Raw genomic sequence first — 15,618 nt, forward strand, 5'->3', positions numbered from 1 at the left:
GTCTGCAGGAGCGGTCAGCGGCCGCGAAGGGCGCGCCGCGGTTTACTGCCGGATCTGCCTTTGCTGCAACAGCAGGTTACTAAAGCCACTGCCGGCCAGCTGTTTCTGCGCCACGGTCAGCTGCTCGCGGTTGCTGAACGGACCCACCAGCACCCGGTACCAGGTGTCTTCCTTGACCGTCCCGGATTCCACGTTCACCGACTGCCCCAGCAGGATGATCTGCGCCCGCACCCGGTCGGCGTCCGCCTGCTTGCGGAACGAACCGGCCTGCAGGTAGAACTGCGTGGTTGCGGCAGGCTTGATCACCGGCGGGGCCGGCGGCGGGGTCGCGCCACTGAGCGCGGCCTGAGCCCGGGCAGTGTCGATCTTGGCTGCCTCGGCCGGGGTTACCGGCGCCTGGGCCGGAATCGGTGGGGTTTTCTCGGGCACCGCTTCGGGTGGCACGATCACTTCGGATTCCGGCAGCAGCGTATAGAAGTCGTACTTGGGCTTGACCGGTGCCTGCGGGCTGGGCGGCGTCTTGTTCGCCTCGGCGATCTTTTCCGCTTTCAGTTGCTCGGCCTTGACCCGCTTGACGTCGCTGTTGCCCGGCTCGAGCTTCATCAGGAACACCACGAAGGCCCCCACGCTCAGGCCGATCGCCAGCCACAGCCAGCCTGGGATGGGCTTCTTCGCAGGTGCGGAATTGCGGCTGGCGCCGCGTTTGGGTGCGGGTTTTTTCTTGGCAGCCAACTTACATACGCTCCAGTGTTTCCAGGCCCAACAGAGCCAATCCTTGCTTGAGGGTGCGACCGGTCAGCGCCGCCAGGCGCAGGCGGCTGTGTTGCTGAGGGGGGTGTTCGGCCGCCAGAATCGGGCAGTTCTCGTAGAAGCTGGAGAACAGCCCGGCCACATCGTACAGGTAAGTGCACAGCACATGGGGCGTGCCTTTCTCGCCGACGTTGTTCAGTACTTCGGTGAACTGCGCCAGCTTGGCAGCCAGTTCCTTCTCGTGCTCGGCTTCCAGCACGATCTGTCCTTCGACGTCCGCGAAGTTCTTGCCCAGCTTGCGGAACACACCGGCCACGCGGGTATAGGCGTAGAGCAGGTAGGGCGCGGTGTTGCCTTCGAAATTGAGCATCAGGTCGAAGTTGAAGCTGTAGTCGCTGGTGCGGTGCTTGGACAGGTCGGCATATTTCACCGCCCCGATGCCCACGGCTCGGGCGATCACGCGCAGGTCGGCCTCGGCGGTCTCGGGGTTCTTTTCCTTGACCAGGGTGTAGGCGCGTTGCTCGGCTTCATCGAGCAGGTCGACCAGTTTCACGGTGCCACCGTCACGGGTCTTGAACGGACGTCCGTCGGCGCCGTTCATGGTGCCGAAACCCATGTGCTCCGGCTGCATGCCGTTGGTGATGAAACCGGCACGGCGCGCGACCTCGAACACCTGCTGAAAGTGCAGGGCCTGGCGCTGGTCGACGAAGTACAGCGCGCGGTCGGCCTTGAGCACGTTGCTGCGATAGCGCACCGCTGCCAGGTCGGTGGTGGCGTACAGATAACCGCCACCGGCCTTCTGCACGATCACCGGCAGGGGCGTGCCTTCGGCCGTCTTGAATTCTTCGAGGAACACGCACTGCGCGCCGTTGCTTTCCACCAGCAGACCCTTGGCGCGTAGGTCCGCGACCACGTTGGCGAGGTCGTCGTTGTAGGCGCTTTCGCCCATCACGTCGGCCGGCGTCAGTTTGACGTTCAGGCGCTCGTAGGTGCTTTGGCAGTGCGACAGGGAAATTTCGTTGAAGCGCTTCCACAAGGCCAGGCATTCGGCATCGCCGGCCTGCAATTTGACCACCAGGCCGCGGGCACGCTCGGCGAACTCTGCGGATTCATCGAAGCGCTGCTTGGCCGCGCGGTAGAAATTCTCGAGGTCGGAGAGCTCGTCGCTGGTGGCGGGCTTTTCCTGGAGATAGGCCAGCAACATGCCGAACTGCGTGCCCCAGTCGCCGACATGGTTCTGGCGGATCACGGTATCGCCAAGAAACTCCAGCACATTGGCCACGCCGTCGCCAATGATGGTCGAGCGCAGGTGGCCTACGTGCATTTCCTTGGCCAGGTTGGGTGCAGACAGATCGACCACCACACGCTGCGCGGGGCCGGCCTTGCGCACGCCGATGCGGGCATCGGCCAGGGCGGCGTCCAGGCGCGCGGCGAGGGCCGCACTGTTCTGGAAGAAATTGAGGAAGCCGGGGCCGGCGATTTCCACCTTGCTCACCTGCTCGTCGGTCGGCAGTGCGGCAATCAGCTTTTCTGCCAGGTCGCGCGGCTTCATGCCGGCAGGCTTGGCCAGCATCATGGCGATGTTGCTGGCGAAATCGCCGTTCTTCTTGTCGCGCGAGTTTTCCACCTGGATTGCCGGCGTCAGACCTTCTGGCAGCACACCTTCGGCGACAAGGTGGGTCAGGGCTTGTTGAATCAGCTGGCGAATGGTGTCTTTCATGGGGTTCTCGGTCGACCGCAGGTACGGCGGTGCTGGATGCACGGGTGGAAAAACTGGGCATTATCCGGTTGTTGGCCGGGGTTGCCAACCCGCAAATCCCCCCTGCAAACCACCACCCCTGTAGCAGCGGCGCCAGCCGCGACGGCGGACGCCGCCGATCCCTGCCTCAGGTGCGCCTATCTCAATACAAATCCACCGGGTCCACATCCAGCGACCAACGCACCTGTCGCCCGCTCGGCAGTTGCTCCAGTTGCAGCATCCAGGCATTGAGCAGGCGGTGCAGCGGGGCGCGCAGCGTTGCCTGGACCAGCAACTGTGCGCGATAGCGTCCGGCGCGCCGTTCCATGGGTGCCGGGACCGGCCCCAGCAGCTCCAGGCCGCCCAGGGCCAGTTGCGCCACCAGCACTTCGGCTGCCGCACAGGCCTCATCCAGAAAGGCTTCGGCCTGGCCCGGCTTGTGCGCTTCGGCACGCAGTAGCGCCAGGTGCGCGAACGGCGGCAGGCCTGCGCCCCGTCGCTCGGCCAGGGCCTGCTCGGCGAAAGCGAAGTAGCCCTGCTCGGTCAGTTGCACCAGCAGCGGGTGGTCGGCCAGGTGGGTCTGAATGATCACCTTGCCCGGTTCCTCCGCGCGACCGGCGCGGCCTGCCACCTGAACGATCAACTGTGCCATGCGCTCGCTGGCGCGGAAGTCGCCGGAGAACAGCCCGCCGTCGGCATCCAGAATCGACACCAGGGTGACCCGTGGAAAGTGATGCCCCTTGGCAAGCATCTGGGTGCCGACGAGGATGCACGGATGGCCTTTCTGGATGGTTGCGAACAGCTGGTTCATCGCGTCCTTGCGCGAGGTGCTGTCGCGGTCGACGCGCAGCACCGGGTAATCGGGAAAGAGGATCGCCAGGCGTTCCTCGGCGCGCTCGGTGCCTGCGCCGACCGGACGCAGGTCTACCGTGCCGCACTTGGGGCACTGGCGCGGCACGCGTTCGACATGCCCGCAATGATGGCAGCGCAACTCGCCCGAGCGTTGGTGGACCGTGGTACGGGCATCGCAGCGTGGGCACTCGGATAACCAGCCGCAGTCGTGGCACAGCAGGGTGGGCGCGAAGCCGCGGCGATTGAGAAACACCAGCACCTGTTGGCCATTGGCCAGGGTCTGGCCGATGGCCTGCTGCATCGGTCCGCTGATGCCGCTGTCCAGCGGCCGGCTCTTTACATCCAGGCGCATGAACTTGGGTTGCTGGGCGCCACCGGCGCGATGGTCGATGCGCAGCAGGCCGTAGCGGCCGGTATGGGCGTTGTGCAGGCTCTCCAGGGAAGGCGTGGCCGAGCCCAGCACAATGGGAATGTTCTCTTGGCTGGCGCGCACCAGCGCCAGGTCGCGTGCGTGGTAACGCAGGCCTTCCTGCTGTTTATAGGAGCCGTCATGTTCTTCGTCGATGATGATCAGCCCAGGGTTCTTCATCGGCGTGAACAGCGCCGAGCGGGTGCCGATGATGATGTCGGCCTCGCCATCGCGTGCCGCCAGCCAGGCGTCGAGGCGGTCGCGGTCATTGACCGCCGAGTGCACCAGCGCGATGCGTGCGTTGAAGCGCTGCTCGAAGCGCGCCAGGGTTTGCGGGCCGAGGTTGATTTCCGGGATCAGCACCAACGCCTGTTTGCCGGCTTCCAGGCATTCGTGGATCAGTTGCAGGTACACCTCGGTCTTGCCGCTGCCGGTCACGCCCGCCAGGAGAAACGCATGGAAGCCGCCGAGGCTGGCGCGAATCGCCTCGAAAGCCGCGCGTTGCTCTTCGTTGAGCGGCAGTTCCGGTTGCGCCAGCCAGTGTTCGGCCCGCGGCCCGGGGCCGTGGCGGCGAACTTCCACGCTGACCAGTTGCTTGGCCAGCAGCAGGTCGAGGCTGTCCTTGTTCAGTTGCAGCTTGCTCAACAGCTGATGGGCGACGCCATGGGGGTGCTGGGCCAGGGTCTTGAGGGCATCGCGCTGCTTGGGTGCGCGGGCGATGCGCGGGTCGTCCAGGCGGGCATCGGCGGCGGCGTGCCAGAAGCGCTCCTGGCGCGCTTCGGCCGGTTCGCCCTGACGCAGCAGCACCGGCAACGCCCAGCTGAGGGTGTCCCCCAGGCCGTGCTGGTAGTACTGCGAAGTCCACAGGCATAACTTGAACAGCGCAGGTGGCAGGGGGCTTACCGCATCGAGCAGGGCAATGGCGGGCTTGAGCTTGTCGGGCGGTACATCGCTGTGGCTGGCCACTTCGATCAGGATGCCGATCATTTCCCTCCGCCCGAATGGTACCCGCAGGCGCATGCCGGGCATGAACACGGTGTGCGCAGTGTTGGCGGGCGCCTTGTAGTCGAACAGGCGTCGCAGCGGCGAGGGCAGGGCGAGGCGCAGGATGACGTCGGGCACGCGGGAGTTCTCTTGAGTGGGAGCAACTGCAGTCGCAGGAGCGGTCATCGGCCGCGAGGGCTGCGCCGCGGTGTTACCGAAATGACGCGGTACGCCATTCGCGGCCGGAGACCGCTCCTACGTGATTTACGGGTCGCGGCTGGTTGCCGCTCGCACGGGGTTCGAGGTGCGCAGACTAGCAGACGACGGCCGGTGCGAGCGACACCTTGCGTGTTCGCCCTGTTCTGTTAATATACGCGGCCTAATTACGTGCGGTACTCGACAATGGTGTCGGGTGGCGGCACGCAGCCTGAGGAAGTCACCATGAAAGCCGATATCCATCCAGTATACGAAGCCATCGACGCTACCTGCAGCTGCGGTAACGTCATCAAGACCCGTTCGACTCTGGCCAAGCCACTGAGCCTCGACGTCTGCTCCGAATGCCACCCGTTCTACACTGGCAAGCAGAAGACCCTGGACGTTGGCGGTCGTGTTGACCGTTTCAAGCAGCGTTTCGGCGGCTTCGGCGCCAAGAAAGCTTGATTGGTTTGCTCTCGCTGTTGAAGAAGGCGCCCCTTGCGGGCGCCTTTTTTGTGGGCGTTTTCTGGCTTGGCGCCGCTCAGGCCGAGGCCTTCTGCCCGGCTCCGAGCGGGCTGGGCACCGCCCAGGTCCGCCAGGTCATCGACGGCGATACCCTGCGCCTGCAGGATGGCCGCAGCGTCCGCCTGATCGGTATCAATGCGCCTGAGATCGGTCGCCAGGGGCGCGGCGACGAGCCCTACGCCGTGGCCGCGCGGCGCCGATTGCAGGCGCTGGTCGATGACAGCGACGGCCTGGTCGGCCTGCAGTTGGGCCGCGAGAGCCAGGATCGCTACCAGCGCACCCTGGCCCATGTCTATGGCCGCGGTGGGCTGAACTTCGAGGCGCAATTGCTGGCCGAAGGGCTGGCCCTGCAGGTCGCGGTGGCGCCCAATGTCGAGCAGGTGGCCTGCCAGCAGCAGGCCGAGCACGCCGCTCGAAAGGCCGGGCTGGGGCTGTGGCGTCAATCGCCGGCCATCGCCGCCGCGCAGGTGGAGCGTGCCGGCTTCGCCCTGCTCGGCGGGCGGGTCAGCAAGGTCGAACGCAACCGCGCCGGGGCCTGGATCGAACTGGACGACTCGGTGGTCCTGCACGTCGCGCCCAAGGTGTTCGCGCTGTTCCCCGAAGGCTGGCTCGATGCCCTCAAAGGCCAAAAGGTCGAGGCCCGCGGCTGGGTGCTGGATCGCAATCGGCGCGGCAATCGGGCTGCCGGGCAGTTGCGCTGGATGTTGCCGGTGAGCACCCCGCAGATGGTGCAGATACAGCCGTGAACCGGCCAGAGGCGCCTGTGCATGGGCTGCCTCGCAGGCCCTCGACGGCCCTGTCGGTACCCGCCGAAAGTCGTAGGCCAGGGGCCTTGACGCATGTGACCGGGTAGTCTTGTCGGGTGTAGGCATCTTGCGTATCCTCGCGGGTCTCGTCAGACCAACGTAAAAGCGGAACGCCCCCAATGTCAGATTTGAAAACTGCCGCTCTCGAGTACCATGCCCATCCACGCCCAGGCAAACTGAGCGTCGAACTCACCAAGCCCACTGCAACCGCCCGCGACCTGTCGCTGGCCTACAGCCCCGGTGTAGCCGAGCCCGTTCGCGAAATCGGTCGCGATCCCGAGCTGGCCTACAAGTACACCGGCAAGGGTAACCTGGTAGCGGTCATCTCCGACGGCACCGCCATTTTGGGCCTGGGCAACCTCGGCCCGCTGGCTTCCAAGCCGGTCATGGAAGGCAAGGGCGTTCTGTTCAAGCGTTTCGCCGGCATCGACGTCTTCGACATCGAAGTCGACTCGGAAAGCCCGCAGGCCTTCATCGACACCGTCAAACGTATCTCGATCACCTTCGGTGGCATCAACCTGGAAGACATCAAGGCGCCCGAGTGCTTTGAAATCGAACGCGCGCTGATCGAGCAGTGCGACATTCCGGTATTCCACGATGACCAGCACGGTACCGCGATCGTCACCGCAGCCGGCATGATCAACGCCCTGGAAATCGCCGGCAAGACTCTGGAAGACGCCAAGATCGTCTGCCTGGGCGCGGGTGCCGCCGCTATCTCGTGCATGAAGCTGCTGGTCAGCATGGGCGCTCGCATCGAGAACATCTTCATGATCGACCGCACGGGCGTGATCCACGCCGGCCGCGACGACCTGAACCAGTACAAGGCGGTCTTCGCCCACACCACCGAGAAGCGCACCCTGGCCGATGCCCTGCAGGGCGCCGATGTATTCGTCGGTCTGTCGGGCCCCAACCTGCTGAGCGCCGAAGGCTTGAAGTCGATGGCCGCCAATCCGATCGTGTTCGCCTGCTCCAACCCCGATCCGGAGATCTCACCGGAACTGGCGCACGCCACCCGCGACGACGTGATCATGGCCACCGGTCGTTCCGACTACCCGAACCAGGTCAACAACGTGCTGGGCTTCCCGTTCATCTTCCGTGGTGCCCTGGACGTTCGCGCCAAGCGTATCAACGAAGAAATGAAGATCGCCGCCGCCAACGCCCTGCGTGAACTGGCCAAGCTGCCCGTGCCCCAGGAAGTCTGCGACGCCTACGGCGGTATCTCGCTGGAATTCGGTCGCGAGTACATCATTCCCAAGCCGATGGACCCACGGCTGATCACCCTGATCTCCGACGCCGTGGCCAAGGCTGCGATCGAGACCGGTGTGGCCACCCTGCCGTACCCCAAGCATTACCCGCTGCAGAGCGTGGATGACGTGTTCAACGGCTAAGCCTTTGGAAGCGCCATGAAAAAGCCCCGGCTCGCGAGAGTCGGGGCTTTTTTTGTGATCCGAGTGACGCCTTCGCGGCCACTGACCGCTCCTACGGGTGTGCACGATCTGACGCCTTCGCGGCCACTGACCGCTCCTACGGGTGTGCACGATCTGACGCTTTCGCGGCCACTGGCCGCTCCTACGGGTGTGCACGATCTAGCGCCTTCGCGGCCACTGACCGCTCCTACGGGTGTGCACGATCTGACGCTTTCGCGGCCACTGGCCGCTCCTACGGGTGTGCACGATCTGGCGCCTTCGCTGCCACTGACCGCTCCTACGGATGTCCACAAACCGTGTAGGAGCGGCCAGTGGCCGCGAAGGGCTCGACGCGGTCTGGTATCAGAACAGGTCGATCGGCGCCGATTCGTCTGCCGGGAGCGGGCTGCCCGGTGCGCTGCCGCCACCGAACTCGCTGTTGGAAGGCGGTGTGTCTTCGCTCTTGAACAGCTCGAAGTAGGCGCCCGGCGTGCCCGGTGCGGCCGCGCGGCCGCTGATCGGGTCTACCCGCAGGCTGAGGATGCCGTCGGGCTCGGGCTGCACATGAGCCGGCTTGTCCTTGAGCGCGGCGGCCATGTAGGTCATCCAGATCGGCAGTGAAACGGTGCCGCCAAACTCGTGCCGGCCCAGGGTTTCAGGCTGGTCGAAGCCCGACCAGACAGTGGTCATGTAGTCGGCGTTGTAGCCCGAGAACCAGGCATCCTTCGAGTCGTTGGTAGTGCCCGTCTTGCCGGCCAGGTCGGTGCGACCCAGGGCCATGGCGCGGCGCCCGGTGCCCTTCTTGATGACGTCCTCGAGCATGCTGGTGAGGATGAACGCGGTGCGCCCGTCGATAATCCGCTCGGCAATCACCGGGGCCGGGGCGGCGCCTGGCATCAAGGTGGCGTCCACCGCGATGGGGGCCGATACCGTGGTCGCGCTGGCCGGTGCGGCCTGGGGCGTGGCGGCGGCGATGTCGTCGGCCGGTACCGTCGGCGGATTGGCGCGGAACAGAGTCTCGCCGTTGCGGCTGTCGATACGCTCGATCAGGTACGGTGAAACCTTGTAGCCGCCATTGGCGAACACGCTCCAGCCCGTGGCAATTTCCATTGGTGTCAGGGTGGCGGTGCCCAGTGCCAGCGACAGGTTGCGGGGCAGGTCCTGCTTGTTGAAGCCGAACTTGCTGATGTAGTCGATGGTGCTGTCTACACCCAGGCTCTGCAGCACGCGGATCGAGACCAGGTTGCGCGACTTGTACAGCGCTTCACGCAAACGGATCGGGCCCAGAAAGGTATTGGTGTCGTTCTTGGGGCGCCAGACCTTGTCCACCGACTCGTCGACGAACACGATGGGGGCGTCGTTGACCAGGCTGGCGGGCGTGTAGCCCTTGTCCAGTGCCGCGCTATAGATGAACGGCTTGAAGCTGGAGCCCGGCTGCCGCTTGGCCTGCATCGCACGATTGTAGTTGCTCTGTTCGAACGAGAAACCACCGACCAAGGCACGGATGGCGCCGGTGCGCGGGTCCAGCGACACCAGCGCGCTCTGCACCGTCGGTACCTGGCTGAACTTCAAGGTGTCATCGTCTTGACGCTGTACGCGGATCAGATCGCCTACCTGCGCAACGTCCGACGGCTGCGCAGGCGTGCGCCCGACACTGTTGGTGTTCATGAAGGGGCGCGCCCATTTCATGCTGTCCCAGGCAATCGACTCCTGCTTGTCGTCGCGGGTGAGCACGACGATGCCCGTCTTGTCGACCTTGGTGACGATGGCAGGCTCCAGGCCGTTCAGCGGACGCTGGCGAGTCAGTTCCTGGGCCCACTCGCGCGGCGTCTTGCCGGGCAGGCGAGCTTCCGGACCGCGATAGCCATGGCGTTGATCGTAGGCGATCAGCCCGGAGCTGATGGCGTGGTTGGCGTCTTCCTGCAGATTGCTCGGCACCGTGGTGGTGACGTTGAAGCCCTGTGTATAGGCCTCGCTGCCGTAGCGCCCGACCATTTCGGCACGGGCCATTTCGGCGATCCACGGCGCGCTGACTTCCGGCGTGGGCACGTGATAGCTGGCGTTGAGCGGCTCGCCGACGGCAGCGTTGTAGCTGGCTTCGTCGATTTTGCCCAGGCGGAACATGCGTCCCAGGATCCAGTCGCGACGCTCCTTGCTGCGCACCGGGTTGGCCAGCGGGTTGAAGCGCGAAGGCGCCTTGGGCAGGCCGGCGATCATCGCCATCTGCGCCAGGCTTACGTCGCGGATCGACTTGCCGTAATACACCTGTGCGGCGGCTTCGATCCCGTAGGCCCGGTTGCCCAGGTAGATCTTGTTCACGTACAGCTCGAGAATCTCATCCTTGGTAAGTTGGCGCTCGATTTGCAAGGCAAGGAGGATTTCAGTGATTTTGCGTGAAAAACTGCGTTCGGACGTCAAGAAATAGTTCTTGGCGACCTGCATGGTGATGGTACTGCCGCCGGTCTGGATATGACCGCTGCGCACCAGCTGCGAGGCGGCGCGCATGAGGCTGCTGGGGTCGACGCCGTAATGGTTTTCGAAATTGTCGTCTTCTGCGGACAACAGGGCTTGGATGAAATGTGGCGGAATCTCGGCGAACTTGATCGGCGAGCGGCGCATCTCGCCGAACTCGGCGATCAGTTTTCCGTCGCTGCTGAAGACCCGCAGGGGGATCTGCAGCTCGACGCTGCGCAGGGCGTCGACAGACGGCAAGCTGGGGCTGAGATACAGAAATGCCCCGCTGAGTACGAGCAACAGCCCGCAGACGACGGCGAGGAAAGACCACCAGAAAAACTTCAGCAGGCGTATCAAGGCTTTTGGATTTCCAGATAAAAGAATGGGTTAAGCGCAGCACGCGGTACGTGGAAAAAAACGCTGGGCATTATAAGCATTTTTCGACCCGGAGCGTCATTTGCGCTTCTGTCAAGACTGCTATTAAATGCCTCGTACGACAAAGGGTCCGTAAGTCGCGGATAGTAATAGGGAATCGGTTGTGCGTGGACTCTTCAGCAAGAAAGCACATTCGCTATTGGGCATCGACATCAGCTCCACGTCGGTCAAATTGCTCGAGCTGAGCCGCACGGGCAACCGTTTCCGGGTCGAGTCGTATGCCGTGGAACCGTTGCCGGCCAATGCCGTGGTCGAGAAGAACATTGCCGAACTCGAAGGCGTCGGGCATGCCCTGAGCCGCGTGCTGGTCAAGGCGCGCACCGGTACCCGCATCGTCGCGGTGGCCGTGGCCGGTTCGGCGGTGATCACCAAGACCATCGAGATGGACGCCGGCCTGTCGGACGACGAGCTGGAAACCCAGCTCAAGGTCGAGGCCGACCAGTACATTCCCTACCCCCTCGAAGAAGTCGCCATCGACTTCGAAGTGCAGGGCTATTCGGCGCGCAACCCCGAGCGGGTCGAGGTATTGCTGGCTGCCTGCCGCAAGGAAAACGTCGAGGTCCGCGAGGCTGCCCTGGCCCTGGCCGGGCTGAGCGCCAAGGTGGTGGATGTCGAGGCGTATGCGCTGGAGCGTGCCTTTGGCCTGCTCACCGCGCAGCTGGCCGGTGGCAACCAGGCCCTGACCGTGGCCGTGGTGGACATCGGCGCGACCATGACCACCCTCAGCGTGCTGCACAACGGCCGCATCATCTATACCCGCGAGCAGTTGTTCGGTGGGCGCCAGCTGACCGAGGAAATCCAGCGCCGCTACGGCCTTTCCAACGAGGAAGCCGGCCTGGCCAAGAAGCAGGGCGGGCTGCCCGACGACTATGTGGCCGAAGTGCTGCAACCGTTCAAGGATGCCGTGGTACAGCAGGTGTCGCGCTCGCTGCAGTTCTTCTTTGCCGCCGGCCAGTTCAACGATGTCGACTACATCATGCTCGCCGGTGGCACTGCTTCGATTTCCGGCCTGGATCGACTGATCCAGCAACGCCTGGGCACCCCGACCCTGGTGGCCAACCCGTTCGCCGACATGGCCCTGAGCAGCAAGGTCAATGCCGGTGCGCTGGCCAGCGATGCACCGGCCTTGATGATCGCCTGTGGCCTGGCGCTGAGGAGCTTCGACTAGATGGCAAGGATCAACCTGCTGCCGTGGCGCGAGCAGCTGCGAGAAGAGCGCAAGCGACAATTCCTGATTGCCATGGCCGGCGTGCTGGTCGGCGCCATCGCGGTCATTTTTCTGGCGGACCGATTCATCGGCAATGCCATCGACACCCAGACGGCGCGCAATGCCCACCTGCAGTCCGAGATCGTCCTGCTCGATCAGCGCATCAAGTCGATCAGTGAGCTCAAGGCGCGGCGCAAGCAATTGCTCGAGCGCATGAAAACCATCCAGGACCTGCAGGGCAACCGCCCGATCATCGGACGCATCTTCGACCAGATGGCGCGCACGCTGCCCGACGGCGTGTACTTCACCGACGTGAAAATGACCGACAAGAGCATTGCCATTGCCGGCGCCGCCGAGACCAACAACCGCGTGTCCGACCTGCTGCGCAACCTCGACGCTTCGCCCTGGCTGGAAGCGCCCGCCCTCAACGAAGTCAAGGCCAACACCAGTGCCGACGTCAACGGCGCCAACAGTTTCCAGCTGACCGTGCGCCAGACCGCTCCGGTCCAGGCCGAAGGGGACGACAAATGAACCCTTCGAGCTGGATGGACAGCCTGCGCAAGGTCGAGCTCAGCGAGCTTGACCTGAACAACATCGGTTCGTGGCCGACTGCGGTCAAGGTGATTGCCGGCGTGTTGCTGATGGCGCTCATTCTCGGCCTGGGCTACAACTTCCACATCTCGGACCTCGAAGCGCAATTGCAGCAGCAGGCCGATCAGGAAACTGCGCTCAAGGAGCAGTTCTCCACCAAGGCCTTCCAGGCGGCGAACCTGGAAACCTACACCGAGCAGATGCAGGAAATGGAAACGTCGTTCGGCGCGATGCTGCGCCAGTTGCCCAGCGACACCGAAGTGCCGGGCCTGCTCGAGGACATCACGCGCACCGGTCTGGGTTCGGGGTTGGAGTTCGAAGAAATAAAATTGTTGCCTGAGGTGACCCAGCAGTTTTATATCGAGCTGCCGATACAGATCAGCGTGACCGGCACCTACCACGACCTGGCCACCTTCGTCAGTGGCGTGGCCAGCCTGCCACGGATCGTCACCCTGCACGATTTCGAAGTGAAACCCGTGGATCCGAAGGCCAGCAACAGCCAGCTGCGCATGAGTATCCTGGCCAAGACCTACCGCTACAACGATCAAGGCCTGCCTGGCGCGGACGCGGCACCGACACAGGGGCAAGCGAAATGAAAGCAGTATTCGTTGCAGGCCTGGCCGCGTGCATGCTGGTGCTGGCAGGTTGCGGTGGCAACGGCGATTTCGCCGACCTCGACGCATTCATGGCCGAGGTCAAGGCCAGGCCCAAGGGCAAGATCGAACCGATACCGCGCTTTGCGCCCTATCAGGCGTTCAGTTACGAGGCTGCGTCGTTGCGCAGTCCGTTCCAGCCACCGATCAAGATCGAACTGGTGAACAGGCAGAAGGGCTCCCGGCTCATCAAGCCCGACACGACGCGGGTCAAGCAATTCCTGGAGGGTTTCAACATCGAGGATTTCGAAATGGTCGGCACCCTGGGCAATGCCGGTGGGCGCTTTGCCCTGATGCGCGGCGCCGGTGGCGTGCACCGCCTGAAGGTAGGCGATTACCTGGGTCGCAACGACGGGCGGATCATCGCCATCAGCGATGCCCAGGTCGATGTCGTTGAAATCGTTCCCGATGGGGATGGTGGTTGGTTGGAGCGGCCTCGCACCATCCCGCTCAAAGAGCGCTCGTAAAGGGCTTGGGTCAAGCATGTCTAGTGGAACTCGAAAATGAACAGGATTCTCTCAGCCTTCGGTATTTCGCTAGGGATAGCGATGCTTTCACCGATCGTCATGGCCGCGAACTTGAAGACGCTCGACGTTGCCTCCCTGCCCGGTGATCGCGTCGAGCTCAAGCTTTCGTTCGACGGCCCGGTCACGGCGCCACGCGGCTATACCACCGAGCAACCGGCCCGGATCGCCCTCGACCTGCCGGGTGTGACCAGTCAACTGGGCGCCCGCAGTCGCGACCTGGGCGTGGGCAATGCCCGCAGTGTGGTGGTGGTCGAGGCCACCGACCGCACACGGATCATCGTCAACCTGACAAAGCTCGCGCCCTACAGCACTCGCGTGCAGGGCAACGACCTGTTCGTGTTGGTGGGCGAGGGTGCCGCGGCCCTGCAGGGCACGGCGATACCGGCTCCGACGGCAGCCCGGCCCGCCCCGCGACCCGCAGCCGTGCCTGCGCCTGCGCCTGCGCGCGCGGCAGTGCCCGCCGGCCGGGCCATTCGCAACGTCGATTTCCAGCGCGGCGAGCTGGGTGAGGGCAATGTCATCATCGACCTGAGCGACCCGACCATCAGCCCCGATATCCAGGAGCAGGGCGGCAAGATCCTGCTCACTTTCGCCAAGACCCAGCTGCCCGATCCGTTGCGCGTGCGTTTGGACGTGAAGGATTTCGCGACCCCGGTGCAGTTCGTCAACTCCTCGGTCGGCGCCACTGGCGCGACCGTGACCATCGAGCCCAGCGGCAGCTTCGACTACTCCTCGTACCAGACCGAAAACCGCCTGACCATCAGTGTGCGGCCGCTGACCAACGAGGACGTCGCGCGGCGCAATGTCGAGCGCAATGTCTATACCGGCGAGAAGCTCTCGCTGAACTTCCAGGACATCGACGTGCGTTCGGTGCTACAGCTGATCGCCGATTTCACCAACCTCAACCTGGTGGCCAGTGACACGGTGCAGGGTGGCATCACCCTGCGCCTGCAGAACGTTCCCTGGGATCAGGCGCTGGACCTGGTGCTCAAGACCAAGGGCCTGGACAAACGCAAGGTCGGCAACGTGCTGCTGGTGGCCCCGGCCGACGAGATTGCCGCCCGCGAGCGCCAGGAGCTGGAGTCGCAGCGGCAGATTCAGGAGCTGGCGCCGCTGCGCCGCGAGTTGATGCAGGTCAACTATGCCAAGGCTGCCGACATCGCCAAGCTGTTCCAGTCGGTGACCCGCGGCGAGAACGTCGAGACCGAGCGTGGCTCGATCACTGTCGACGAGCGCACCAACAACATCATTGCCTACCAGACCCAGGATCGCCTCGACGAACTGCGTCGTATCGTTACCCAACTGGATATTCCGGTGCGTCAGGTGATGATCGAGGCGCGCATCGTCGAAGCCAACGTCGGCTACAACAAGGCGCTGGGCGTGCGTTGGGGCGGTTCGACCAACCTGAGGGGCAAGAACAACTGGACGGCCTACGGGCTGGACAACAATGGCGACGAAGCCGGCAACACCGGCGCCGACGTCGGCAGCAACACGCCCTTCATCGACCTGGGGGCCGCCGATGCAACCTCCGGCATCGGCCTGGGCTTCGTGACCAACAACGTTCTGCTGGACCTCGAGCTCAGTGCCATGGAAAGCACCGGCAATGGCGAGATCGTCTCCCAGCCCAAGGTGGTGACCTCGGACAAGGAAACCGCGAAGATCCTCAAGGGCACCGAGGTGCCCTACCAGGAGGCCAGCTCCAGCGGCGCCACCACGGTGTCGTTCAAGGAGGCTTCGCTGTCACTCGAGGTGACGCCGCAGATAACCCCGGACAGCCGTATCATCATGGAAGTGAAGGTCACCAAGGATGAGCCCGACTACCTGAACGCGGTGCTGGGTGTACCGCCGATCAGCAAGAACGAGGTCAACGCCAAGGTGCTGGTCAACGACGGCGAGACCATCGTCATCGGTGGGGTTTTCTCCAACACGCAAAGTAAAACCGTGGACAAGGTGCCCTTTTTGGGCGACGTGCCGTATGTTGGGCGCCTTTTCCGTCGGGATGTCGTGTCGGAAGCCAAATCCGAGCTGCTGGTATTCTTGACACCGCGTATCATGAATAACCAGGCGATTGCTGTGAGTCGTTGAT

The 15,618-nt window shown here is 64.0% G+C and carries 12 protein-coding genes; 8 read left to right on the forward strand and 4 right to left on the reverse strand.

The annotated features are described in order from the left end of the window. Window positions 1-42 precede the first annotated feature (42 nt). From IFT80_RS11135 to IFT80_RS11145, 3 genes are all read right to left on the reverse strand, one after another. The gene (locus tag IFT80_RS11135; protein ID WP_122480451.1) at window positions 43-732 is read right to left on the reverse strand and encodes an SPOR domain-containing protein; all 690 of its coding nucleotides are present in this window, start codon (window positions 730-732) and stop codon (window positions 43-45) included. Between the two features lies 1 nt (window position 733). Then, window positions 734-2,470: an arginine--tRNA ligase gene (gene argS / locus IFT80_RS11140; protein WP_192137563.1), complete on the reverse strand. Its 1,737-nt coding sequence runs from the start codon at window positions 2,468-2,470 to the stop codon at window positions 734-736. 181 nt (window positions 2,471-2,651) lie between these two features. Continuing rightward, window positions 2,652-4,871, reverse strand: a complete 2,220-nt coding sequence (locus IFT80_RS11145) for a primosomal protein N' (RefSeq protein WP_192102838.1) — start codon at window positions 4,869-4,871, stop codon at window positions 2,652-2,654. A gap of 303 nt (window positions 4,872-5,174) precedes the next feature. Here IFT80_RS11145 and rpmE point away from each other — a divergent pair, with 303 nt between their 5' ends. The 3 genes from rpmE (at window position 5,175) to IFT80_RS11160 (ending at window position 7,647) form a co-directional block, all read left to right on the forward strand. Then, complete coding sequence (gene rpmE / locus IFT80_RS11150; RefSeq protein ID WP_043193699.1) at window positions 5,175-5,393, forward strand: 50S ribosomal protein L31; 219 nt, start codon at window positions 5,175-5,177, stop codon at window positions 5,391-5,393. Window positions 5,394-5,443: 50 nt separating this feature from the next. Beyond that, window positions 5,444-6,199, forward strand: a complete 756-nt coding sequence (locus tag IFT80_RS11155) for a thermonuclease family protein (protein ID WP_342214385.1) — start codon at window positions 5,444-5,446, stop codon at window positions 6,197-6,199. 179 nt (window positions 6,200-6,378) lie between these two features. Continuing rightward, window positions 6,379-7,647 carry a malic enzyme-like NAD(P)-binding protein gene (locus IFT80_RS11160; RefSeq protein ID WP_122714552.1) on the forward strand — a complete coding sequence of 423 codons (1,269 nt, stop codon included), beginning with the start codon at window positions 6,379-6,381 and terminating at the stop codon, window positions 7,645-7,647. Window positions 7,648-8,028: 381 nt separating this feature from the next. Here the strand turns inward: IFT80_RS11160 and IFT80_RS11165 are convergent, their stop codons facing one another. After that, entirely contained in the window at window positions 8,029-10,473 is a 2,445-nt protein-coding gene (locus tag IFT80_RS11165; RefSeq protein ID WP_446730991.1) for a penicillin-binding protein 1A, read from the reverse strand. Between the two features lie 184 nt (window positions 10,474-10,657). Here IFT80_RS11165 and IFT80_RS11170 point away from each other — a divergent pair, with 184 nt between their 5' ends. Genes IFT80_RS11170 through pilQ form a run of 5 tightly spaced genes read left to right on the forward strand, consistent with a single transcriptional unit; the run spans window position 10,658 to window position 15,617 of the window. Next, the gene (locus IFT80_RS11170) at window positions 10,658-11,722 is read left to right on the forward strand and encodes a pilus assembly protein PilM (RefSeq protein WP_122480446.1); all 1,065 of its coding nucleotides are present in this window, start codon (window positions 10,658-10,660) and stop codon (window positions 11,720-11,722) included. Next, window positions 11,723-12,292: a PilN domain-containing protein gene (locus tag IFT80_RS11175; protein WP_122480445.1), complete on the forward strand. Its 570-nt coding sequence runs from the start codon at window positions 11,723-11,725 to the stop codon at window positions 12,290-12,292. After that, window positions 12,289-12,948, forward strand: coding sequence for a type 4a pilus biogenesis protein PilO (gene pilO / locus IFT80_RS11180; RefSeq protein WP_122480444.1), 660 nt, complete (start codon window positions 12,289-12,291; stop codon window positions 12,946-12,948). Before IFT80_RS11175 ends, pilO begins: the two co-directional genes overlap by 4 nt. After that, window positions 12,945-13,472 (forward strand): type 4a pilus biogenesis lipoprotein PilP, encoded by a 528-nt coding sequence (pilP, locus tag IFT80_RS11185; protein ID WP_122480443.1) that lies wholly within the window; start codon window positions 12,945-12,947, stop codon window positions 13,470-13,472. The genes pilO and pilP overlap by 4 nt, the downstream gene beginning before the upstream one ends. A gap of 36 nt (window positions 13,473-13,508) precedes the next feature. Beyond that, window positions 13,509-15,617: a type IV pilus secretin PilQ gene (gene pilQ, locus IFT80_RS11190; RefSeq protein WP_192137565.1), complete on the forward strand. Its 2,109-nt coding sequence runs from the start codon at window positions 13,509-13,511 to the stop codon at window positions 15,615-15,617. The last annotated feature ends 1 nt before the right edge of the window (window position 15,618 follow it).

It is taken from the genome of Pseudomonas sp. CFBP 8771, from assembly GCF_014841695.1.
Lineage (GTDB): Bacteria > Pseudomonadota > Gammaproteobacteria > Pseudomonadales > Pseudomonadaceae > Aquipseudomonas > Aquipseudomonas baltica.